Raw genomic sequence first — 23167 nt, forward strand, 5'->3', positions numbered from 1 at the left:
CTTTTTATCCTATGCAAAATCTATTTAAACAAGCAGCGTTAAAATATACCTCAGGCGATTACGATGGTGCGCTGGCACTCTATCAGCAAGCCCGAGATAAATTTGGCGATGAGCTTGTTCGTTACAATATTGCCTTATGTGAACAAAAACTCGGTAACCGCGTAGATAACACAACAACCGATGTTGAGCACGATGCAACTTGGTTTAACACCTACTTTGATAAAGTGTATGTGGTCAACCTTGAACACGATTTAGCAAAACGCTTTAAAATGACCCGACAGCTGACGCAATGTCACATTGAGTTTGAATTGTTTACGGCATCCAATGGTTATGCTGATAACTTATATCAGCAATTTGTACAGTATCAGCAAACCCCAAATGGTGCTCTAGAGTTTTTTGCTAAATTTAATTCTGTTGAAAAGCAACGCAGCACAAAGTTTATTGAATCTCCTGGCGCATGGGGCTATTTACACACCTATATTCGCCTCTTAAGGCAAGCCAAAGAGTCCGGTTATAAACGCATTTTAATACTTGAAGATGACGTAATCCTAGCCGATAACTTTTTTACCAAATTTAAGCAGTTCGCGACGACCATTCCTAGCGATTGGAAGGTGTTGCAGTTAGGTGCGTCACAGTATAACTGGCAACATGTAAATGTAGCTGACGCGCAGAAAAATGGTTTTTATAAGCCTTCACTGCTTGATACCTGTGGCTCGTTTGCCATAGCGATCGACGTGTCTATCGTTGATGAGCTTATTGAACTCGCGAGCACCTTTGAGGCACCGTTTGACCATTTGCCGTTAGGGCATATTTATCAAAACCATTCAACGTCGTGTTTTGTCGCGTTTCCTAATTTAGTAATGCCAGATGTCAGTGACAGCTCAATTCGAGATAGTCGATGCCAAATCGAGCATGCGCAATTGATGAAGTGGGACGTGTCGCAATTTGAATATCCTCAGTCATTGGTATCAATTGGTGTTGTGGTTGAGTCAATTGATAGTCTTCGTTATTTTGCAACTTTTGCACCGGCTAATGACAGGCCGTTTTTGTTGAATTTATACGCAAATACGTCGCTGGGGATGATACCGTTGCACAATATGGAGGTTGCGCAAAAATACGCAGGAGATTTTCAAGCGCTTGAACACTCTTTGCTGCCGCCTGATTGCGATCTGTCTGCGGTTATTAAGGCAGAGCATGTACTCAGTGAATTAGATATTGTCAATTTTATCAGCAACCAGTTAGGCGGTAACAATCGCAACTACACACAGTTATGCGAGTTACCAAGTCGTGCAAAAACCTTGGTCGACGGGCGTATATCGGTGATTATCCCAACATACGGACGCGCTGAATCTTTACACCAAGCGTTGCTTAGCGTCGTCAGTCAATGCTATGACAATACGGAAGTGATTGTTGTTGATGACAATGGTCTGCACAGTGACAACCAAGAGCGCGTAGCGGCTATAGTGCAAGATATCAAAGATCATCATCCAAACTTTAACCTGCACTATATTGTGCATCCGCGCAATCGCAATGGTTCTGCAGCGCGAAACACGGGGTTTCTCGCATCTACAGGTGAGTATGTGTGCTTTCTTGACGATGATGATGTGTATTTACCTGGGCGCTTAACCTTGTGTGTAGACAAGCTAAAGTCAACCAATGCAGACGTTGGTGCGGTGTATTGTGGCTACATTAATGGCAACGAACAAGGGCAAAATCAAAAACGCTACGTTGGTGGCGACCTAAGCGAAGATATACTGCTGTTAAACTATCAAAACAATTATCTGCATACCAACACCGTAACCTATAAACGGGCGGCGGTAACAAAACTAAATGGCTTTGATGAATCGTATATTCGCCATCAGGACCTGGAATTCAATTTACGCTTTTTCCAGCACTATAAAATCGATGTCGTCGCCAAGCCCTTAGTGCATATTCGACCGATGCAGGTCACTCATGAAAATAAAGTATACAATGAGACGATGATGGCAGTTAAATTTAAGTTTTTAACTCAGTTTCACTCGTTGATAGCGTCATTTAGTGATAAAATTCAGCGCAAAATTTATCAACGTCATTGGCATGAGCTTCTAGAGTTCAGTTCATCTCGCAAAGCGTTAAAGCAGAAATTAAAGCAACGTGATAATCGTATCGATTTAAATTTGTTTAAATAAAAAAGTATCAACATTTTGACCTACACGCCTCACCCCAATTTTCAACTTAGTGTGATTGTTCCCGTGCGTTTAATTAAAGAGCGCATGGACATCGTCGATCGTCTCGGTTTTTGTCAAACCGGTTATCAAGAAAACACTGTCGAGTTTATTGTCGTTGACGATGGTTCTGTGGTGGAAAATGCTAAGTTGCTAAAGTGTAAGTGCCTAGAGTTGGGAATACGATACGAGACAACAGGTGCCGATTCAGCAACACCGTTTAATTTGGCTCGTGCTCGAAATTACGGTGCTAAAGTTGCCACTGCTGAGTTAATCATGTTTATGGATGCTGATCTCATTCCATATCCAGGTTTTTACGACGATCTGCTTATTGAAGCTGAGTTGCTTAATATGCGTACCACCGTTGACCATCTGTTAATGTGTCCGGTGATATACCTAACGGAAGAAGGCTACCGTTTATACAACAGCACCGAGCAAAGATTGCGCAAGTCGTTTTGTATCAATCAAATGATCGAATCGAACAAGCAGTATGTATCAAAGTACTCACATGGCACGTCTGTGGTGTTGGTGAATCGATACTTTTACTTAAGTTGTGGTGGTCAAAACGAACATTTTGAAGGGTGGGGGTACGAAGACTACGAGTTTACAACTCGCATGATCCGTAAAAATATGCGCTATCCACAACCTAGGAATTGGCACTCCATGAAGGGTAACTTCATGAATATTCGTAAATATCGAGGTTGGAAGTCTATTTATCGCTTATATGGTGACTGGTTAGGCTCAAAAGGTATTTATTTGATTCATGCGCCACACCCGATCGATGGCGAATATCATCAATTTAAGCGCAAAAACGAAAAAATACTCAAAGAGCAACTTGAGCGAGATATCAATGTCATTGAACCAAAACCGATCACGGTCGCAGCTGACACTGTAACCGCTCTTTACAAACAAAATCGCTACAGCGAAAACCGTTATTTACATAATTTTCTTGGTAACAGCGTTACCTACAATGGGCTGATGTTTGATAGCGATACGAGTATCAAACAGTGGATTGAGAAAAATAATGTCACGCAGTTTTTATTTGAATTACCACTGATAAGCGATAATTGCCTGGCGCTACACACTTGGTGTGTCAATAACAACTTTAACTATATTTGCTGTGGTCGCGGTGCGTTGCCTAATTCAATATTTTTTGAGCGCAATAACTCGGTGCGCTTGCAAAAACATTTGCCCGATGATTGTTGGAATAAGTCGCTGTCACCTGAACAGGTTATCAAGGTTTCAAACTACATTGAGCACAAAGAAGCTAAACGCAAAAAGAAGTTAGAAAAGCTGACTAGCGGTTTATTTGCCAACGTAAATAAAAAGATTCTGCTATTCACCGCATGCGATGAATACTGCACATTAGCAGATGATGAACTATCGACCATTATTGTGTATATGTCGCAGCAATTGGGGCATGAATGGTTAATCGTTTATCCACAGAGTCGAGAGCTTAATATTGAGATGACCGATCGTATAATCGCCGTTGACGAGGACGATCTGTTCGAAGCAGAAGAATTAGCAGATTCGCTAGTGGCATTGAATGCAGCCTCTGCCGTGCATGGTTTGATTTGCAATAAGCCAGTATATTTATTGGAGCAAACTTGGTACTCCCATCCGCTGCTAAATGTGACGGTGCATTCAAATCAAGCGTTGGTTAGTGCGATCAAGCAAGGCTTTCGACCGAGTACCACGCATGTAATGCGCTTCGTTTATTTTTTACGCTTTAAGTTGTATTCATTTACCCAATATCCAACCCAGTACATTAAAGACATGGATATGACCAACGTTGTGGCGGATAAATTTATAGAAATTCGCGGGCTTGCTGAACACACCATTCATTTTAATCGCGGTCGTGACGTGATTCCTTTTAGCAGTCCACAATTTGATCGCTATTGGAGTGACAACTACCAACGTTTAAATTATCTAAAAATGGTTGCCTCGCGTAAGAGTTTAAAAAAATTCGTTGCAAACTTATTTAAGAAAATAGCCTAACTTTACCCGTAAAATATTTAATGACTCTTTGGACTTCATCAAAAGGGATTTTTCAGCGTCGTGCCGTAATTGAGGCATGCTTGCAGGAAAAACTCGCGTTACTCAAGCCGTTTAGTAAACCCGGTTCAACGGATACCGTTGTAGGGTGGGGCTTAAAAAAGAATACGCAAAAAGCAAAACGTTTTGCCTCAATTAATAACCTTGATTATCTCTACCTGGAAGATGGCTTTATTGGTTATGTAGGGCACCCTGCGACTAATGGTCACAGTGTATCTCTTATTGCCGACGCAAACGGGCTCTACTACGATGCACGGACGGTATCAAAATTAGAACAGCTTATCACTGTAGAAAAGTCTGATGCGCAACTCGACCGTAGCCAATTATTAATGAGTAGTTTATGTGCTAATGGCATTACTAAATACAATTGTTATTCGTCACCGGAGCTAACAGAATCACTGCGCGATAAATTTGCTAAAGACGAGCACAACAAAGTCCTTGTCATTGACCAAGTTGCCGGTGACTTATCTATCGAAGGGGCACTTGCCAGTGAGCAAAGCTTTATCGATATGCTTGATAGCGCGCGCGCAAACCATCCCAACGCCACCATTTACGTACGCGTTCATCCGGATACCAAATTTGGTAAAAAGGTTGGGGTATTAGCGAGTCAAAAACTCGACAATGTTGAAATAATTGATGACATTTGCCATCCGCATGCATTGCTCAAGGCTGTTGATTATGTTTACACGGTGTCATCGCAAATGGGGTTTGAAGCCCTGTTGTTAGATAAACCGGTTTATTGCTTTGGTATGCCGTTTTACGCGGGCTGGGGGCTTACCCAGGACGCATTAAAAAGTAGTCGTCGTAAGGGCGTTAGTTTGCAAGCTTTGGTACACGCGTCGTTAATAGACTACCCGAAGTACGTTAATCCAATTACCAAGCAAGTATGTGAGGTGGAAGATATTGTCGAGCTAATCGTCGCGCAATATGTCCAACCTAAGTGGCAAACCTTGTATGCGGTAAACTTTTCAACGTGGAAAAAGGCCTTTATTGAGTCGTTCTGTAAAAAATATGCCATCAATGTACGCCATGTTAATAACGTACCAGACTCACTGAATAAACATGAACAAGTCTTGTTATGGGGAATGAAAAACGCACAATTAACCGGCGCACTTAGAGTTGAGGATGGCTTTATTCGTTCGGCCGGTTTAGGCTCAGATTTATGCCGCCCTTCTTCGCTGGCGTTTGATGATATGGGTATGTATTTTGATAGCTCAAAACCGAGTCGACTCGAGCAATTAATCAGCAGCGCAAATCTGTCATCAACTCAATTAGCAAGGGCAAAGGCATTGCTCAATACCTTAAGACAAAACCAGGTGAGTAAATACAACGTGGGGCAAGTCAGTGACTATCAGTGTCAGAATGTTAAATCACCGATTTTACTGGTGGTTGGTCAAGTTGATGGCGATGCATCGCTAGCCCAAGGTAGCCCATTTATTGGCTCTAATGAAGAGCTATTGCGCGCTGTGCGTGATGCAAATCCAACCGCACACATTATTTACAAGCCACACCCCGATGTTGTTGCAGGTAATCGCGACGGGAAAATATCATCGCATTGCAAGCAATACTGCGTCGACGAAGAAATTACCGAATTGTCTTTAAGCAGTTTGTATGCGCATATCGATCAACTGCATACCATGACTTCGTTAAGTGGCTTTGAAGCGCTTGTTCAAGGGGTGAAGGTAGTCACTTGGGGGCAACCGTTTTATGCCGGCTGGGGATTAACCAAAGATATGCACCCTCTAACACGACGCACTAAATGCAAAACTCTAGAAGAGTTGGCTTTTGCTGCGCTGATTCAATACCCAATATACATCGACTGGACAACTGGCTTATTCACCTCAGCTGAAAATATTGTTCAACAGATTCAACAACAGCAACTAAATCAAAAGATTTCACTATCGCCCATGCAAAGAATTTTTACCAAGCTTGGCTATTTATGGCAAGCATTGACAATGCGTTTATCATTTTAACGGAGTACTAATGAAACACGTATTATTTCTGCAAAGTCCGTTAGGCACCTTTTTTAAACATCTTGCCAATCACTTTTCTGTGCGAGGGCATAAAACTTTCAAAATTAATTTTAATGGCGGAGACCGCGTCTACGCTGGCGCAGACCATCAGTTTGACTATCAGGGAACATCGGCTGATTGGGGGCGCTATTTGATCAGTTTTATTGAACAACACAATATCACTGACCTCGCGTTATACGGTGATTGTCGCTTTTATCACCGTGTCGCGATTACCGTTGCTAAGGCGAAAGGGCTGCGGGTTTGGTGTTTTGAAGAGGGCTATTTACGCGCTGGTTTTGTTACCTTAGAGCAAGATGGCTGCAATGCATATTCATCTTTAAATCGATCTGTTGATGTCATAAAGTCAACCAAGGCAATGCCTGTTAAGAGCAATGTGCAAGTAGGTCCAACCTTCAAAAAAAGGCTTTGGTATGCAGTGCGTTATTACGTGAATACTACTTTGAAGCAAAAGGAGTTTCCGCACTATGAGCATCACCGACCGTGGACCAGTTGGCAAGAATGTGGTTTCTGGCTTAATAACTTCAAGCAAAAAGTTATATCTCGAATTACCGACCCTGCAGTTAAACGCAAGGTGTTTAGGCAATTCGATAAGCGCTTTTTCTTGTTGCCACTGCAAGTGCAGGTAGATTATCAGTTGCGCGAACACTCACCTTTTTCATCTGTTGCTGAAGTCATTGAGCACGTGATCATCTCATTTGCAAAGCACGCTGATAAAAACGACGCATTGTTAATTAAACATCACCCTCAAGATCGCGGTTTTTGCAACTATCAATCGCTAATCCACAAACTTGCTGGGCAACATAACTTGAAAAACCGTGTTTACTACGTACACGATGTCAACTTACCAGATATTTACCGACATGCCAAAGGTGTGGTTACCGTTAATTCAACGGTAGGGATTTCGGCGCTAATTCATCATTTGCCCACCATTACCTTAGGTAAAGCCATGTACGACATTGAAGGTATTACCTACCAAGGGAAACTTGATCAGTTTTGGACTTCAGGTTTTCAAGTTGACCAAGCGTTGTTCGCTAAATTTCATAGCTATGTTCAGCAACAGACTCAAATTCCTGGAGATTTTTACAAAGGTCGTCGACCGCTAATTAATCAGGTTTACGATGTGATCCAGTCTTCTTCTCAAATTACTGAAGTTCGCAAAGCGAGCTAAATCAAAGGATACTTTTTATGACTCACAATGAGCAACTTAAGCAAGTAAAAAAAGCAGTCATTCCGGTTGCGGGTCTAGGCACGCGCATGTTGCCAGCAACCAAAGCCATTCCAAAGGAAATGTTGCCTGTAGTTGATAAACCACTGATTCAGTACATTGTTAACGAATGCATTGCTGCCGGTATCAAAGAGATTGTATTAGTAACGCATTCATCGAAAAATGCGATTGAAAATCATTTTGATAAATCTTTCGAGCTGGAAACAACACTTGAAAATCGAGTAAAGCGCCAGCTACTTGAAGAGGTTCAGGCTATCTGTCCAAAAGATGTAACCATCATGCACGTGCGTCAAGGTGAGGCCAAAGGCTTAGGGCATGCTGTGCTAAAGGCCTTACCCATTGTTGGTAATGAGCCATTTGCAGTTGTGTTACCTGATGTTCTTATTGACGATGTGACCAGTAATTTAAAAACCGAAAACCTTGCCGCAATGCTAACTCGTTTTAACGAAACTGGCACCAGTCAAATTATGGTTGAGCCAGTGGCGCAAGAACTTGTGAGCAGCTATGGCGTGGTCGACTGTGGTGGTCAACAACTATCGGCAAGCGAATCTTGTCAAATGACAGCGATAGTTGAAAAGCCAGCGGTTGAAGACGCACCATCAAATTTGGCGGTTGTCGGTCGTTACGTTTTATCGAAAGAGATTTGGCAACTACTTGAAATGACCCCTCCGGGTGCCGGTGATGAGATTCAATTGACTGATGCTATTGCCACGTTGATGAAGTTAGAAACCGTAGAGGCGTTTCACATGACCGGTAAATCTCACGATTGTGGTTCAAAACTCGGTTATATGAAAGCCAATGTTGAATACGGCTTACGCCATCCTCAATTGGCTGAAGAATTTGCAACTTACTTGCGAAGTCTTTCATTGTAATTACTTTTCTTTTTTCTAAACGATTTAAAACCAGAGCTTGCTCTGGTTTTTTTATGCCTATTTGAACACTAAATTCAGTCTCTTTGTTGCGCAAATGAAGTTCGTTGCCTACGTTTAAAAATGTACCTACACGGAAGTCAAAGGGCGGTATTACTGGTGCCGTTTTTTGGTGATTGTTAATCTTTCTTTGCCATTTATTTTTACCCGTAATTCGCAAAACAAATTTCTTAAGGATTTTTTCCAACAATAAGAATAGAGGTTTTGCAACATATGCTATCCATTCGCACACACTCGTGCTTGAAGGTAGCGTTGCTCGCAAGTGTGATGTTTTCACAGCATGGAGTAGCTTTGGAACACGAAGTCGCATTTTCGTATGGGCAACCTATTGAAGAGCAAAATATTGACATACAAAAGCTTGAACTAAGTTACTTTTTTCCCGAATCGAACGCGGTGAATTCACTACCGGTCTATTGGTACCCAGTGGTAAACGCTGGACAGCTACAGACGTCGGCAGGCTCTGGCACCATTGCTGGTGGAGGACTTGGCTTAAGTTGGTATTTGGCTAACCAATTTAAAATTGCCGTTGAAGGTGGGATGTACTACTACGATAATTTTCAATTTGGTGAAAAGGGCGTTGCTTACAAAGATTACGGCGGGCCATGGCAATTTTATTATCGCATTGGGCCATCGTATCGATTTGATAAACATGCCCGAGCCGGCATTGCCTTTCAACATATATCTAACGGCGATCGCTACAATTCAAACCCGGCGTTTGACGCTTATCAAGTCTATTTTGCCTATTTGTTTTGACCAAAGCCGGTGTTACACGTCGACCAATAGGGGAGACCTAAAAAAGCGCTAGTGCATAACTAGCGCTTTTTTAATGACAATGTAGGTTATGGCTGTTGAATTGGTAACTCGGGTTTTAATAACTTGCTGTAATAGGTGGCGATATCACCAATTCGCGCCGGGATGATTGTCGGAAAGTCACTGCGCAAATGGTATTGCTCAAAGGTGGTCGAAAAAATCGTACTCTTGCTGATTCGGTCGAGTTCCGTTAACAGTGTTTTTGCATTGTGCTGGTGATCTAGGCAGCAATCATAGTATTGGCGCACAACCTCAAGTACTGACGAACCCTGCTGTTGCAGCTGATGATCGACTGTCATAAAGTAAGCAACACCCGACCAATTCACGCGCTGTATTGCACCATTGCGCCACATGTTTTCACTCACCGTTGCTAGCGTGCCACGCATCGTCCGGGTATTGGTTTGGCCGCGTTCAAGTCCTAAATTCAGTTGTTTGATCAATTCTTGCTTATCATAAATAGCGGCATTATACATCGTAAGGTGTTGCAGATAGGTGGCAAAGCCTTCACTTAGCCAAGCAACATTCAATTTAAGGTGTGGCCAATACAAATGCGCCATTTGATGATAAACGGTTTTGTCTTGGCGCAGTTGTTGTGCCGTTGCGGTTGAGTTGATGGTAAAGATGAGTTGGTTGTAATCGTTGTTTTCATGTAAAGCCGTGCGCACAATTGCAAATGGAACGGGCTCATCACCACTACTTTGCACTTTTATATTGACGGGTAATTTTGCTTGTTTCAGCTCGGTTAAGGTTTTTTCAGTGGCCCGTTTAGCAAATTCAAGCCAAGCGATTATTTTCTCTTGTTCGCTCGCTTCTCGTGCGTTTGTTTCTACTTCTAATTGCACCGCCTGACTCGGTAATGCCAACACTGCGATAACAGCAAAAATCAGGTGCACTAACACGTGTTGTAACCCGCGATAATGTTTAGACAGCATATAGATTTCCTCACAGCTTAACCAATCTAATCTCAATTAAACGTTGTACATTGTTGTTTTTAACCTTGTTAACGTTTTTAGCTTAACCTTTAAAAGCATTGCTGAGCAAGCCATTACACAAACCGCGAAAAAAGGAACTGACATCCAAATACTCGATGAACGCCGAGTTTATTTTGCGAACATTAGGGTTGTGCTTTGCTAAGCATAGACCGATTTTTGAAGGAAAACGCGACTTTAACCAATGCCCGGTAACTGAATACGGTTTGAACAGCTAAATAGCTGTCGTGTTTATTCTCGTAATCTTGCTAGGTATAATAAATCTTATTCAGAACACTTATTACCCAAAAAACGCAATCTTAAGTAGTGAGTTACAGCAACACTGTGCTTATTACCACGATTCAACAACAAAGGCATTAATATGACTCAGCATATCGACAGCAACCCGCACAACAGTGAATATCACATTGGCACTCCCGGACAAAAGTGGCAACCAAAACACGTTGCCATGTGGTTGGCTGAACAAACCATTAAACGCAGTTATGTGCAACAGGTGGTTAATAAAATTGATGCGTTGTCAGAACGTTTTGAAGTCATTGAATACGGCCAACTAAATTACACACAAGGACAGTACCCGTTATATGCGTTGATTAAGAAATCCGCTGACGATAACAAGCCCTGGGTACTGGTAACCGGCGGTGTTCACGGTTACGAAACTTCAGGGGTACAAGGTGCACTTCGCTTTGCAGAAACGGAGGCTGAGCGATACAGCCAACAGGTTAATCTGGTTATTTTACCGTGTATTAGTCCTTGGGGTTACGAAACCATCAATCGCTGGAATGAGTCTGCCATCGATCCAAATCGTTCGTTCTATAGCGATTCACCAGCCCCAGAATCCGAGCAAGCGATGGCGTTTGTTCATCAGCTAGGGCAGGTTTTTTTATTGCATATCGATTTACACGAAACCACCGATAGCGATAACAGTGAATTTCGCCCGGCACTTGCCGCGCGCGATGCCATTGTACAAAAAACGTGGAACATCCCCGATGGCTTTTACCTTGTTGCCGATAGTGATCGTCCAGAGCCACAATTGCAAAAGGCGATAATAGATGAAGTTGCTAAGGTAACCCACATTGCACTAGCCGATGAGCAAAATAAACTCATTGGCGTCGATCTAGAACAGTTTGGTGTGATCAACTACGCGGCGAAAAAGCTCGGTTTGTGTATGGGGTTAACCAATGCGCCTTATGTCACCACCACCGAGGTATATCCAGATAGCCCAAAAGTTGATGACGAAAATTGTATTTTAGCGCAAGTGGCAGCAATTACGGGTGCCCTTGATTATGTGCTGTCACGCTAATGCGATGTGTCGTGAATCGTTGTAATACAAGGCACAGAGTGTTTTGAGTAATTCAAGTCAAGCGCTACTGCAGCGCTATTTACAGCAACAGCAGTTATCCCAATCTCAGCTGTTGCAATCGCTGTGGAGCGGTTATGGGAAAATTGTTCGCTACTACAATAGCCAAGATGACGTATCGGTGGTTGCCAAGCAAATCCAATTGCCCGATACACTCAATCATCCGCGCGGTTGGAGCTCAAATACGTCGCATCAACGAAAAGTCACCTCGTATCAAGTAGAACGTGACTTTTATCAGTATGTGGCGCCATTGTTATCACATTGCCGACTTCCTCGTTTATTGCATAGTTTCGGCGACATGCCCGATCTGGTTTTGGTGCTCGAAGATTTAGACCAGGCAGGTTTTAACAAGCGCTACGTCGCATTAGATGACAATATACCGCTTAGCGCTATTCGTTTGTGTTTACACTGGTTAGCGCAGCTTCACGGTCAGGGACTGTTATTAACCCATTCGACAACTCAGTCGAATAACCAAGCCCTGTCGCACCTTTGGACAACAGGCTGCTATTGGCATTTGGCAACCCGGCAAGACGAATTTAACAGTATGGCAGAACAACCGTTAAAGCGCTGTGCTAAACGGCTTGATTTAGCGCTTAGCAACGCGCGTTTTCAAACCGTGGTTCACGGCGATGCGAAAATTGCCAATTTTTGTTTTGCACAAGACGACAGTGCGGTTGCCGCCGTCGATTTTCAGTACACTGGGCTGGGCGTTGGGGTAAGAGATGTGATGTATCTGTTTACCAGCTGTTTAGATCAAACAGCGCTGGAATTACACCATCAATCACTACTTGATTACTATTTTGATTGTTTACAGCGGGTTATTGCGGCTACTAGCATAGGCCTCAATGGGGCTGAGCTTGAGGCGGAATGGCGATCGCTTTATCTGGTTTGTTGGGCAGACTTTCATCGATTTTTAATAGGTTGGTCACCGGATCATTACAAAATTAATGCCTTTATGCAGAAAATGAGTGAGCAAGCGCTAGCTGAGTTTACTTGATGCAAAGCCAACACAGGACAGGGCGTATCTGACGCTGTCCTGTGGTTAAATATAGCCCCTAGTTAGCCAGTTGGCTGACAACCTGCTGTAGCTGTTGATTTAACTCTTCGTTGATCAGTTTGCCGCGTTCAACATCAAAATTGTCGTAAAAACTCGGCAGTGAAAATGTGCCCTTAACAATACCATCAAAAAATGGTGCTGACTGCTGGGCAGTTGCCAATACGCTCTTGGCACCGCCTGGCCCCGGTGATGTTGCCAGTAAAATCATCGACTTGTTTTGATACACCTTCATGTTAACTCGAGAAGTCCAGTCGAACAGGTTTTTAAAAGCCGCGGTGTAACTGCCGTTGTGTTCTGCGTACGAAATTACCAGCGCGTCGGCACTGCCTATTTTATCAAAAAATGCTTGGGCCAGTTCGGGTTTGCCTAACTCGGCTTCCGCATCTTCACTAAACAGTGGTAATTGGTAATCGTTAAGATCAATAACTTCGACATCAGCGCCATCAACCATGTTGGCAGCATAGGTCACCAATTGTTTGTTGATAGACTTTGAACTTGATGAGGCAGCGAAAGCAATAATTTTCATAAAAATTTCCTTGCGACAATAAAAAACAACAGCGAACATATATCAGTTGTCGTATCATGCCTAAATTAGCCGATAATAACTAGCGCTATATATCGAAAGGGATATTCGATTTTTACGAATATTCCTGTATCGATGGCTTTCGCGTTGGCCTAGGCGTCGGTCACATAGTCGGTCACATAATTACGCCGTGTCAATGTAAACTAAAGTGTCTGTTTTTGTCGTATGACGTGCAGACAATGCACAAATCGCATACCATTTTTATAAAAATAGTGTTATTACCGTATCTATGATCATTAAAAAATATTTCGCTTTATTCATCGCGCTATTCGTTGGCTTCATTTCATCCGCTCACGCGAACGAAGGCAAGCCGCTATCACTGGATCTCAGTGCAGATAAACCCCTTTGGGAAATGGGGTTATTTAACGCCGCCTTTTACGGGCCAATTTATCCCGCGGCAGAAGATTATCAAAGCAAGGTACTGCCGGTGCCGTTTGTTATTTACCGAGGTAAGGTATTTCGCTTGGGGGACGACTCGATTGTTAAAGCCGTTGCGGTTGAGCAGGAGCGTTTTAAGTTAGACTTGAGTTTAGGCGGTGCCTTTAATGCCGATTCAGAAGACGCTCGAATACGTCAAGGCATGCCCGATCTTGACTTCATGTTTGAAGTAGGACCCGAAGCGAGCTTTTTAATGACCGAATTTTCAACCTTGCCCGAAGGCTTTGATGACAACGGTGAGCTGTGGTTAAATTTGCAATTACGCGCTGCATTCTCAACGGATTTTGACAGCATTACCCAACGGGGTTATGTATTTCAACCTGAGCTTGCCTTCACTTTAGACGATGCTTTGGTTGAGGACTCGAGGTTCTTTTTCAGCATCGCGCCGACCTTTAGCAGTGATAAAAATCAACAGTATTTCTATGATGTCGGTCAAGCTTATGTATTGCCTAATCGTCCCTATTACAAAAGTCACGGTGGTTATTTGGGGACCAAAGTATCCGTTGCCCACCGAGTCCAGATCAACAAAAGCATGATGCTATTTGGGGCAGTACAATTAGGTTTTTGGCAGCAAGGGCAAAATATTGACAGTCCGTTGTACCGCGAGGAGTTTACCTACTCTCTCGCCTTGGGGTTAAAGTGGACCTTGTTTAGCTCAAAACAAACGGTGGGTTTGTAAACCACCTAGAGCCAACCTGTTTACCGGCACTGATAAGGTAAACAGGTGGCTGATACTAAGGCATTGTAGTCTTTGCAACCTGCAAATAAACACGTACAATCTGGTCTAACCAGGCAAAATCCTTATTTTTTATGTCGTTACCTATAAAACAAACATCCGTTTTCGTCAGTGTTGACGAACAACAATTGCACATGCGTCATATTTTTGCCGATTGCGATGCAGAGCAAAAGCGGCCCGCTCCGATATTGATGGTTCACGGTGCCATTGAAAACGGACGTATATTTTATACCGAGTCGGGTAAAGGGTTAGCCTGTTTTTTGGCTCGCCATGGTTTCGATGTGTACGTCATGGATATGCGTGGACGCGGCAAGAGTACGCCAACACTCAACGGCCAATCGGATTACGGCCAACGCGAAACGATATGTACCGACATCCCCGCCTGTATTGATTTTATTTATCAGCATCACGCAGAGCCACTGCACTTTATTTGTCACTCGTGGGGCGGGGTATTAGTGGCTAGCTTACTGGCTAGATTTCCTCAATACATTGACAAGGTGCGCAGCCAAGTGTGTTTTGGTACCAAGCGAAGTATCTATCAACAAAATCTTGAAAAATGGCTCAAGGTGGATCTGATTTGGAATCGTATCGCCCCGTTACTCGCTAAAAAACACGGATTTTTTGATGCTAAGCGTTTTAATATTGGCGCCGATAGCGAGTCGCAGAAAAGTTTAGCCGACAGCGTCGCTTGGGTTAAAAAAGGCCCTTGGCGCGATCGCCAAGATGGCTTTGACTACTTTGCTGCGGCGCAAAGCACACCGTGGCCGGCCACGTGGCACCTAACCGGTATCAATGACAGTATTTTAGGTCATAAAGATGATGTGCAACGCTTTATCAAAGAGTGCAACATTAGCCACGCGAAATTTACCTTACTGGCAAAGAAGTACGGAAATTTGGTGGACTATGACCACAACAATATCTTAACTCAACCGAAAGATAATCAAAGTAGACATTAATAAACATCAGGTAAGGGCAAAAGCTACCTTTTTCATTTAATCATTAGCATTGAATGTTTATGTAGATACTTTATAGTGGCTCGCCAATCTACTTGAGGCTTATTTATTTTTATTAGAGTAGGTTCTGCCTTTTCATAGTTTGTGGCGATTAACTAATCATGTTATCTATCACCTTAATCAGCTCATGATCTTGCCAGTCATCTAACGCGTCTCCTATTTGAATTTCAATACGACAGCTATTGTCGTCTGTTTTAATAATTCTATCGAATAACCAAATCTTGTCACTTTTAGCGAGGGCAAGTGCTTTGCGTTCTAATTCATCAGCCTCAATAGGTAGTTCAATTAAGAAACTATTACACTGCACAGGATTTGGAATAGCTTTAGAGCCAAACGCCCTTTTAATGGAGTGACTCAATTCTAGTGCTCGTTCGTGAAACTCTGGAATTCTAGGCAAATAATTTTCTATCCCCCATAAAGCAGTCAATACATAAGGAAAAGCAGTAAACAGTTCCCCTCCCAATCGACTTCTCCAAGGCTTTAATTGCTCTACGAAGTCTGCATTTCCTGCAATGATTCCTCCAGCGGCTGCGCCGAGTGTTTTATATAAAGATATGTATACAGAATCACCAAGTGCGGCAACTTCTTCATATGGTCTATCATAATGGCACGCTGATTCAAAAAGTCTGGCGCCATCAATATGCAGTGGAATGTTATTTTCTTTTGCAAATTGTTTTAAATAGATGAGCGATTCCCATGTTGGTAATTTAAACCCAGCTCGCCTAGTAGGTAACTCTACGCATATAGTAGAGAGGGCTTTAGGTAGGTTTTCTATATCTTTGGTGTCAATCGCTTTATCAGGTTTTCCGAACATAACGGCGTCTAGCCCTAACAGCTCTTTATAAGCAAACTCTTCGTCAACTTCCATATGAGATTGGGGGTGAATGGCTACTTTCTTGAAATTAGACAGTGAAGACCAATGCAGTAAAGCACTATGTTGGCCTAACGTGCCTTTGGGAACGAAAAGCGCACGTTCTTTACCTAGAATAGTTGCTATTTTTTGTTCAAGTAGCTCTATAGTTGGCCCCGTGCCAAATAAATCAATATTTTGATAAAACCCTAAACTTTGCTCCATTCTTTCAATCCATTGCTTATGACTAAGTGGCTTGTGCCGAGTTAAGAACTTATTACATTCCGACATCAATGGGTGACCGAGTAAAACACCTTTGTACATGTTATTTCCTATTCGTTTGTGGGTACATAAGTGGACGCATAAATGCTTGGCTAAAATTAGCGATTAATGAGCACAATCGAAGCGTTTTGCGTCCTTTAAATTAACTTATTAGGCTCATAATTTATTACTTCATATTGACATAATATAATAAATGCAATAAATTGCGCAATATATTGCGTATATTTGAGTGGTTCATCAATTTGAAAAATATAGAAACAGCTCGAAGGGGGTTCACTCCTAAGTTAGCTTTGGATTTTGCTTCCTTAATTGAGAAACAAGCAAAGCCAATATATGAAAGAATAGGATTGAAAATTCCGGTGATAACTTCATCAACTGTGGTCGTTCTAATTGAACATGAAACGGCCTCACTATTAGATATTGCAAGATATCTCGACATTCCTCATCAGTTAGCATCACAGCGAGTGAAAACTCTTTTAAAACTAAATGTGATTTGTGCTTATAAAGACCCGTCCGACAAGAGAAAGACAAATTACCAGTTAACTGAATTTGGAATCGAACAGGGCAGTATCCTCATGGACTACTTAGACAAAGCCGACTTGGTTTTTGAAGAGCTAAATGATGAGTTAGGGCTGGACTTAAAGAGTCTCCTAACCCTATTAAATAAGAGCTTTGAAATAACAACATTAGAACAAAGAGTTTTTAGCGGGGAATAATAATGAATAAATTGATTTTATTGTTGATTGTTAGCGTGCTTTTTAGCCATGCCTATGCAGCTGATAACAAGCAAGCCCTTCTGCAAGCGGCTGACGTCATTGAGTCTCAATTTTATTCAGAAAAGGTAGCTCAAAGCTTATCTAGCCATTTGCGAAAAAAAGAGTTTTTGAAAAAATATTCTGAGCTGAGAGATAAGCAAGAGTTCGCAGAAAAGGTATCGCAAGAGCTTCGAACTTTGTCTGGAGACAACCACATAGGCATTGTCTATTCTGAAAAGGATGTTAAGAGATATAAACTACGTGCACAAGCACAATCGAATAAGCAAGCTGAACAAGAAAACGCTAGAAATTATCAGCGTAAGCTCGCAGAATCTAAAGCGGCTAATTTTGGTATTCAGCAAGTCAGAATGCTAGAAGGAAATGTCGGGTATATTGAATTTAGTTATTTTGATGGTTTTGTTGATGAAAGCACTCCTGTCTATGATTCAGTGATGAATTTTCTAGAAAATTCGGAAATGGTGATAATAGACCTTCGAAGGAACGGTGGAGGCAATAGCCGTATTTTGCCACTAGTCTTAGGGTATTTTTTAGGGCCTGAGCCAATACATTTCGCTGACAAAATAGAACGATGGCAAAATAAACATACGAAGCTGTTAACAATTAGCTCTGCAAATGGGGCAAAGCATTTTAATAAGCCACTGTATATTCTGACAAGTGGTACTACATTTAGTCTCGCTGAACATTTTACTTACCATTTGAAAGCGTTCTCTCGTGCAACAGTTGTTGGTGAAAGAACTTACGGAGGTGGTAAGGCCTTTGATCCTGTAGTGCTAAATGATGAGTTCTATTTAAGACTTCCAAGAATAGAAATGAACAATTCAATCACCGGAAAAATGTTTGAAGAAGGCACAGGTCTTTTTCCAGACATAAATACAAGTTCAGAACTCGCATTTGATGTTGCTTATTTAGATGCTTTAAAAGTTTTAAAAAGTCAAAATGCTGACGAAGAGAATAAAAGCTATTACAACTGGCTATCAAGGACTGTCGGTGCCAGAGTCAATAGAGATTCTTTAAAATTCTACTTACCTGATTTAGTTAGAAACCATAAGTTTGGTGAATTTGTTTTTGAAGTGAAATCTGGCGAGTTATGGATGTCTTTCCGTGGTTTACCCTGGGTTAAATTGATCAACTTAGGCAACGGTTATTTTTATGACGATAGGTCAATTCAAAGGCAATTCTTATTTAAAGAGCATAATGGAAAAACAGAGTTGCATGTTTTCAGGCTTTGGCATCAACCTAAGGTCATAGTTGAAAACTAAGAGCGTGTGTTTATAGAGAAGCGCCGATTATTCAGCCTTATCTTTGAACTCACACAAGTCTTCAATAATACAAGCACCACAGCGAGGCTTACGCGCAACACAAGTATAACGACCGTGTAAGATTAACCAGTGATGAACATCAACTTTAAATTCTTTTGGCACCACTTTAAGCAGTTTTCGTTCAACTTCCACCACGTTTTTACCCATTGCGAATTTAGTACGGTTTGAAACTCGGTCTATATGTGTATCCACCGCTATGGTAGGCCACCCTAAGGCGGTAACCGATCACTTTCCAGAGGTTGCAACGTGGTTGGCACATCACTAGTGTTAGTTTTTAGCGGATCTCGGTTCGACGCATTAACTACGTACCGATAATAATCGCCGTTTACGCTGGTCAGATGAGATTATCAGGTAGCCTAAATGGCTATAATTTCATATAATTTCGGCATATGTTTCGCTGTATTTTTTATTCGCACTAGGAGTCTCTATGCGCTTTTTATCTCGTCGTTTGGTGATGCCAAGCGACCTTAACTATGCCAATTCGTTATTTGGTGGTCGCGCTCTTGAATGGATTGATGAAGAAGCGGCGATTTACGCCATTTGTCAATTAGAAACCAACTGTTTGGTAACGAAACACATTGGCGAGATAAGCTTTGAATCGCCTGCGTTACAAGGCGATATCGTTGAATTTGGTTTGGCTACCAAGGCTGTGGGACGCACGTCAATCACGGTTACCTGTTTAGTGCGCAACAAAGAAACCAAAAAGACCATTTGTTTAGCCGACGATATTGTCTTCGTGCAGGTTGATCCACAAACTCGCCAACCGATTGCCCATGGTAAAACACAAGAACAGCTTATCGGTCAAACCGAGCGCGAATTGCGAGCTCTAAACCTACTCGACACCTAACCTTTATTGCTCATCGGATGGTGTTATGGCGTATGCAGGGTCAAAGCTATAAGCTGTAAGCTGTAAGCTTTAAGGCTGTAAGGTTAGAAGCTGTAAGCTATAAGCTGTAAGGCTGTATAGTAGTAAGGCTATAAGGTTAGAAGCTGTAAGCTATAAGCTGTAAGGCTGTATAGTAGTAAGGCTATAAGGTTAGAAGCGGTAAGCTATAAGGATAGAAGCTACAAGCGATAAGTCGTAACACCTACATTACTTTGTTATCGGTTACGTTGCTCACACCACGCCCGTTGTTGCTCAGTTGACATAAAACTCCAAGCGACAAAGCGACTGATTTTATGACCTTGTGCCATTTTTACGACTTCCACGACTTGTGGATTAACTTTCTTTAACGCGCGTTTTATTTGGCTGACATTGTCTTTGTTGGAAACCAAGGTGGTGAACCACATCACTTGCTGGCCGTAGTATTTGCTTTCATTAACCATACGGCGAATAAATTTTAATTCGCCACCAGAGGTGTGCAGCTCGTTGTGTTTACCGCCAAAGTTAAAGTTATCAGCGGGCAGTGACGCCGCTGTGTGCTTGGCAAGCTTTTGCCATTTGCGTTGGTTGGCTTGTCGGGCTTGTGCAAGCGAGTCAAAAAAAGGCGGGTTGCAGATAGTCATATCTATCAGCTCGCCTGGTTTAATGACGTTGTTAAAACAGGTGTTGCTGTTGACTTGATGGCGCAGTTGGATTGCGCCGGACAATTGATTTTTGTCGATAATCGTTTGCGCGTTGTTCAGTGATGTTTTAGCGATATCACTGGCAATCACCTGCCAACCATATACTCGGTGGGCGAGCAGTGGGTAAATAACACTCGCCCCTGTGCCAATGTCTAATAGCGTTATTTGCGTTGGGTGTTTGGCGATTGTATTGTCATTAGCGCGCTTGAGAATATCGGCTAAATAGTGAATATAATCAACGCGACCTGGAATTGGCGGACACAGATGACCTTGCGGTAAATGCCAGTATGAAATTTGGTAGTGATGCTTCAACAGAGCACGATTAAGTAACACGACGGCGGCGTTATTACTAAAATCAATGGTCTGTTTACCGCCTTTGTTAACAACTAATGGGGCGAGTTTAGGCTCAGCCTCAATTAATTGCTTAAAGTCGTAATCGCCTTGATGCAGGTTGCGCGAATGCATTATCACAGATCTTACGGGCGCAGACCTAAACGGTAACTGCCGTCGGGAAAAAACTGCACCGCTTGTTTGGCTTTTTTGGCAATTAACAGTGGCCCATCATCCATCATTAAGAAGTTTTTCCAACAGCGAATAAACACATCAAAGCGAGTTTCTATGACTTGTTTGCGCGAATTGCAAAAATAAACGGTGGCGTTATCTTGCCAATCGCTAAGGTAATCGCTAAGCAGCTCAGGTAAAGCGTCATCGTCACTCTCCCACGCATCTTGCCAGTTGCCGTTTTCCTGCCATGTATTGCTTTGACCAGGCCAGTCTCGCTCATCGATAAAGTCTGGGTGGTCGGCGTGCTTCGCGATAAATTGCCCCCACAATGTGGCTGAACGCGCCGTGGTCATGGCTTTTATGTGCTGGCGATCATCATCGCTAATGGGCAGTTGTTTAAAGCGAAATACCCAAGCGTATTTTAGCTCATCTAAATTGATGTAATTCATTGCCGATAGTTTCTGCAGGTTGTCGATTAGATTGCCTGATTATAACAAACTGTCTGCTAAATTAATGATATAACGGCCCGTATTTATCAATTTGGGTCAAATAAAGGCGTAAATGTAATTCAACCTGATGATAATCACTCATCATGTGCTCACACAATTGATAAAATGCCTTGTTGTGCTGTTTTTCTTTTAGATGTGCTAATTCGTGCACACAAATCATTTTTAAAAACGGCTCTGGAGTTCGCTTAAACAATTGGGCTATGCGTATTTCATTACTGCGCTTAAGCTTGTTGCCGTGTACTTTGGTAATGTAGCTGTGTAAGCCTAGGGCATTGTTGATGACGTGAATTTTATTGTCAAAACACACCTTGTTCAACACCGCCGATTTCTTTAAGTAACGCTGTTTGAGGTTGAGCACGTAATCGCGTAATTGCCCATCGTTAGCAATTTGATGACAGCTCGGGTACCGCGCTAATAACCAATTGCCAAGCACATTGTCAGCAAGCAGTTTTTCTGCTTGCTCAACAATAGCTGGGGGATAGCCTTGTAAGTAGTTCATGGTACTCATTGCTAGGGCGTGTTTATTTTAGCCAAATATGCTGCGCATTAATTGCATAGCTTGTTCAACACTTTTACCGTTACTTACACTTTTGATCAAGGTATCGCGCAAGTCGTGAAGAAAGTCTTCTACGCCGTCTTCAGCTAGCGCTTTATCAACGATCATCGCCGCCGTTTCTTTACTGCGCTTGCCGGCTTTATTGATACCTGCGCTGACTTTAACCGCTTTTGGCTTATCGCGCATACGCACGTAGTTTGAGCGAGCTGCTTGGCCTTCATCGGCGTAAAAAAACAAATCAAACATCAGTGCTCGATGTTGCCAAATAAAGGCTTGTTCATCGTCTTCTGGCATGTCACAGCGATACCAGGCGAGTACCGGTAGTACTTGAATGAGCTCGGTGTAGTAGGCGTCAAAATCTTGGTTGCTAAATTTAGTAATATTTAAACCTTTGCAAAACGCCGATAATTTGCCATTGGTGATCGGCACAAAAACATCCGGACGACGCATTGCCAGCAAACGCGTTGCCGGCATAAGTGGTGCTTTATCACCGTCACCATGCAGCGCAAATATCGCTTTGTAGTCGGTTACAAACTGGCTGTAGTGAGTTTTTTCAACCTCGCCTTGCAACGGAATGTGACTGAGCGCTTGTTCAAACAACTCGGTGTGATTAACCAGTAAACGATGAAATGTTTTGGCTGCTTTGGTCGAGCCAAACCATTCAACGTCGAATGGGTAGTTGTCGATATCGTGATTGGCGCTGTGCTTACCTGCGATAGTTTGCAAGTCAACCAAACTCAACTCGCTTAACGGCAGTTGGCGAATTGTATTAATGTACTCGAGTAAGCGTTTGCGCTCCGCCAGTGATTGGCGCTCGGCCATTGCATCAATAGCCTGATAAAAAATTGGCCAAGGTGCGACGCGAAGCATTTTTAGCTGCACTTGTGAAATACCTTGCGACAAACACTCTTCGAGTTTTTTCAAAACCGGTAGTTGCTTGTCATCGAGTAAGTCAAAATTGATCTCTTTTTCACAGACGTGAAGTAGCTTTTGGCACCAGCCGAGAAAGTCTTCGGGGTAATCGTTAACTTTTACCGCCATTAAATTCAGGGCAAGATCGGTAATACAGGTCAATGCATTTTGGTAGATCGCATCTTCAACAGGGCAGGTGTTTAATTTAGCAGGAAGAGTAAGCAGCTTTCTCATTTAAGGCACAGCTCCAATTCGGGAATCGAGATTAAGGGCGGCGATTCTACCGAGATGGCAATTGATAGCAAGGCAAACTCTGTAGCTTTTTGTGAATTTTTTAACAAACGCTCAATAAACCATCAGACAAAAGTAACCCAGAGTTAAAATATGTTATTTGTCGGGTAATACAGATGAATAAACAGCCAGAAAAGCAGCGAGTATAAACGGCGAGTGTAAACGGATGTCGC

At 42.5% G+C, this 23167-nt stretch carries 20 protein-coding genes and 1 pseudogene; 13 read left to right on the plus strand and 8 right to left on the minus strand.

Features of this window, described 5'->3' with window-relative positions:
- Positions 1-11: 11 nt before the first annotated feature.
- The 6 genes from ACAY30_RS04365 (at position 12) to ACAY30_RS04390 (ending at position 9199) form a co-directional block, all read left to right on the plus strand.
- A complete protein-coding gene (locus ACAY30_RS04365) occupies positions 12-2168 on the plus strand; it encodes a glycosyltransferase (protein ID WP_290250659.1) in 2157 nt (718 codons plus the stop codon).
- Positions 2169-2183: 15 nt separating this feature from the next.
- Complete coding sequence (locus tag ACAY30_RS04370; RefSeq protein WP_290250658.1) at positions 2184-4202, plus strand: glycosyltransferase; 2019 nt, start codon at positions 2184-2186, stop codon at positions 4200-4202.
- Between the two features lie 20 nt (positions 4203-4222).
- A complete protein-coding gene (locus tag ACAY30_RS04375; protein WP_290250657.1) occupies positions 4223-6232 on the plus strand; it encodes a capsular polysaccharide biosynthesis protein in 2010 nt (669 codons plus the stop codon).
- Between the two features lie 10 nt (positions 6233-6242).
- Positions 6243-7460 (plus strand): capsule biosynthesis protein, encoded by a 1218-nt coding sequence (locus tag ACAY30_RS04380; RefSeq protein WP_290250656.1) that lies wholly within the window; start codon positions 6243-6245, stop codon positions 7458-7460.
- A gap of 17 nt (positions 7461-7477) precedes the next feature.
- A complete protein-coding gene (gene galU / locus ACAY30_RS04385) occupies positions 7478-8389 on the plus strand; it encodes a UTP--glucose-1-phosphate uridylyltransferase GalU (protein WP_290250655.1) in 912 nt (303 codons plus the stop codon).
- Between the two features lie 348 nt (positions 8390-8737).
- Positions 8738-9199: an acyloxyacyl hydrolase gene (locus tag ACAY30_RS04390; protein ID WP_290250654.1), complete on the plus strand. Its 462-nt coding sequence runs from the start codon at positions 8738-8740 to the stop codon at positions 9197-9199.
- A gap of 86 nt (positions 9200-9285) precedes the next feature.
- On the opposite strand, the gene ACAY30_RS04395 is transcribed toward ACAY30_RS04390, so the two are convergent.
- Entirely contained in the window at positions 9286-10188 is a 903-nt protein-coding gene (locus tag ACAY30_RS04395) for a hypothetical protein (protein WP_290250653.1), read from the minus strand.
- Positions 10189-10606: 418 nt separating this feature from the next.
- Here ACAY30_RS04395 and ACAY30_RS04400 point away from each other — a divergent pair, with 418 nt between their 5' ends.
- Together ACAY30_RS04400 and ACAY30_RS04405 are read left to right on the plus strand one after the other, a co-directional pair.
- On the plus strand, positions 10607-11545 hold the full coding sequence (locus tag ACAY30_RS04400; RefSeq protein ID WP_290250652.1) for a M14 family metallocarboxypeptidase: 939 nt from the start codon (positions 10607-10609) through the stop codon (positions 11543-11545).
- A 43-nt stretch (positions 11546-11588) separates the two neighbouring features.
- Positions 11589-12599, plus strand: coding sequence for a phosphotransferase (locus tag ACAY30_RS04405; protein ID WP_290250651.1), 1011 nt, complete (start codon positions 11589-11591; stop codon positions 12597-12599).
- 58 nt (positions 12600-12657) lie between these two features.
- On the opposite strand, the gene ACAY30_RS04410 is transcribed toward ACAY30_RS04405, so the two are convergent.
- Positions 12658-13185, minus strand: coding sequence for an NADPH-dependent FMN reductase (locus ACAY30_RS04410; protein WP_290250650.1), 528 nt, complete (start codon positions 13183-13185; stop codon positions 12658-12660).
- A gap of 286 nt (positions 13186-13471) precedes the next feature.
- Between ACAY30_RS04410 and ACAY30_RS04415 the strand changes: the two genes are divergently transcribed.
- Together ACAY30_RS04415 and ACAY30_RS04420 are read left to right on the plus strand one after the other, a co-directional pair.
- Positions 13472-14359 (plus strand): MipA/OmpV family protein, encoded by an 888-nt coding sequence (locus tag ACAY30_RS04415; RefSeq protein ID WP_290250649.1) that lies wholly within the window; start codon positions 13472-13474, stop codon positions 14357-14359.
- Between the two features lie 131 nt (positions 14360-14490).
- Entirely contained in the window at positions 14491-15372 is an 882-nt protein-coding gene (locus tag ACAY30_RS04420) for an alpha/beta fold hydrolase (protein ID WP_290250647.1), read from the plus strand.
- Between the two features lie 148 nt (positions 15373-15520).
- On the opposite strand, the gene ACAY30_RS04425 is transcribed toward ACAY30_RS04420, so the two are convergent.
- Complete coding sequence (locus ACAY30_RS04425; protein ID WP_290250646.1) at positions 15521-16603, minus strand: low specificity L-threonine aldolase; 1083 nt, start codon at positions 16601-16603, stop codon at positions 15521-15523.
- A 200-nt stretch (positions 16604-16803) separates the two neighbouring features.
- On the opposite strand from ACAY30_RS04425, the gene ACAY30_RS04430 reads away from it, so the two are divergent.
- The gene (locus tag ACAY30_RS04430; RefSeq protein WP_290250645.1) at positions 16804-17277 is read left to right on the plus strand and encodes a hypothetical protein; all 474 of its coding nucleotides are present in this window, start codon (positions 16804-16806) and stop codon (positions 17275-17277) included.
- A gap of 2 nt (positions 17278-17279) precedes the next feature.
- Positions 17280-18596 (plus strand): S41 family peptidase, encoded by a 1317-nt coding sequence (locus ACAY30_RS04435; RefSeq protein ID WP_290250644.1) that lies wholly within the window; start codon positions 17280-17282, stop codon positions 18594-18596.
- Positions 18597-18623: 27 nt separating this feature from the next.
- Here ACAY30_RS04435 and ACAY30_RS04440 read toward each other — a convergent pair.
- A pseudogene (locus tag ACAY30_RS04440) lies at positions 18624-18875 on the minus strand (endonuclease III); the annotation flags it as partial.
- Between the two features lie 208 nt (positions 18876-19083).
- Between ACAY30_RS04440 and ACAY30_RS04445 the strand changes: the two are divergent.
- Entirely contained in the window at positions 19084-19503 is a 420-nt protein-coding gene (locus ACAY30_RS04445) for an acyl-CoA thioesterase (protein WP_290250643.1), read from the plus strand.
- 254 nt (positions 19504-19757) lie between these two features.
- Here the strand turns inward: ACAY30_RS04445 and rlmF are convergent, their stop codons facing one another.
- From rlmF to ACAY30_RS04465, 4 genes are all read right to left on the minus strand, one after another.
- Positions 19758-20687 carry a 23S rRNA (adenine(1618)-N(6))-methyltransferase RlmF gene (gene rlmF / locus ACAY30_RS04450; RefSeq protein ID WP_290250642.1) on the minus strand — a complete coding sequence of 310 codons (930 nt, stop codon included), beginning with the start codon at positions 20685-20687 and terminating at the stop codon, positions 19758-19760.
- Between the two features lie 11 nt (positions 20688-20698).
- Positions 20699-21175 (minus strand): DUF2947 family protein, encoded by a 477-nt coding sequence (locus ACAY30_RS04455; protein WP_290250641.1) that lies wholly within the window; start codon positions 21173-21175, stop codon positions 20699-20701.
- A 61-nt stretch (positions 21176-21236) separates the two neighbouring features.
- Positions 21237-21734 carry a M48 family metallopeptidase gene (locus ACAY30_RS04460; RefSeq protein ID WP_290250640.1) on the minus strand — a complete coding sequence of 166 codons (498 nt, stop codon included), beginning with the start codon at positions 21732-21734 and terminating at the stop codon, positions 21237-21239.
- A 27-nt stretch (positions 21735-21761) separates the two neighbouring features.
- Positions 21762-22937 carry a hypothetical protein gene (locus ACAY30_RS04465; protein ID WP_290250639.1) on the minus strand — a complete coding sequence of 392 codons (1176 nt, stop codon included), beginning with the start codon at positions 22935-22937 and terminating at the stop codon, positions 21762-21764.
- Between the last annotated feature and the right edge of the window lie 230 nt (positions 22938-23167).

Source organism: Thalassotalea ponticola (assembly GCF_041379045.1).
GTDB classification, from domain to species: Bacteria; Pseudomonadota; Gammaproteobacteria; order Enterobacterales; family Alteromonadaceae; genus Thalassotalea_A; species Thalassotalea_A ponticola.

Bases quoted from the DNA above. Each gene is read 5' to 3' on its own strand.
- ACAY30_RS04365 (WP_290250659.1), top strand. From the start codon at position 12: ATGCAAAATCTATTTAAACAAGCAGCGTTAAAATATACCTCAGGCGAT.
- ACAY30_RS04375 (WP_290250657.1), top strand. From the start codon at position 4,223: ATGACTCTTTGGACTTCATCAAAAGGGATTTTTCAGCGTCGTGCCGTA.
- ACAY30_RS04380 (WP_290250656.1), top strand. From the start codon at position 6,243: ATGAAACACGTATTATTTCTGCAAAGTCCGTTAGGCACCTTTTTTAAA.
- galU (WP_290250655.1), top strand. From the start codon at position 7,478: ATGACTCACAATGAGCAACTTAAGCAAGTAAAAAAAGCAGTCATTCCG.
- ACAY30_RS04395 (WP_290250653.1), bottom strand. From the start codon at position 10,188: ATGCTGTCTAAACATTATCGCGGGTTACAACACGTGTTAGTGCACCTG.
- ACAY30_RS04400 (WP_290250652.1), top strand. From the start codon at position 10,607: ATGACTCAGCATATCGACAGCAACCCGCACAACAGTGAATATCACATT.
- ACAY30_RS04410 (WP_290250650.1), bottom strand. From the start codon at position 13,185: ATGAAAATTATTGCTTTCGCTGCCTCATCAAGTTCAAAGTCTATCAAC.
- ACAY30_RS04415 (WP_290250649.1), top strand. From the start codon at position 13,472: ATGATCATTAAAAAATATTTCGCTTTATTCATCGCGCTATTCGTTGGC.
- ACAY30_RS04420 (WP_290250647.1), top strand. From the start codon at position 14,491: ATGTCGTTACCTATAAAACAAACATCCGTTTTCGTCAGTGTTGACGAA.
- ACAY30_RS04425 (WP_290250646.1), bottom strand. From the start codon at position 16,603: ATGTACAAAGGTGTTTTACTCGGTCACCCATTGATGTCGGAATGTAAT.
- ACAY30_RS04435 (WP_290250644.1), top strand. From the start codon at position 17,280: ATGAATAAATTGATTTTATTGTTGATTGTTAGCGTGCTTTTTAGCCAT.
- ACAY30_RS04445 (WP_290250643.1), top strand. From the start codon at position 19,084: ATGCGCTTTTTATCTCGTCGTTTGGTGATGCCAAGCGACCTTAACTAT.
- rlmF (WP_290250642.1), bottom strand. From the start codon at position 20,687: ATGCATTCGCGCAACCTGCATCAAGGCGATTACGACTTTAAGCAATTA.
- ACAY30_RS04455 (WP_290250641.1), bottom strand. From the start codon at position 21,175: ATGAATTACATCAATTTAGATGAGCTAAAATACGCTTGGGTATTTCGC.
- ACAY30_RS04460 (WP_290250640.1), bottom strand. From the start codon at position 21,734: ATGAACTACTTACAAGGCTATCCCCCAGCTATTGTTGAGCAAGCAGAA.
- ACAY30_RS04465 (WP_290250639.1), bottom strand. From the start codon at position 22,937: ATGAGAAAGCTGCTTACTCTTCCTGCTAAATTAAACACCTGCCCTGTT.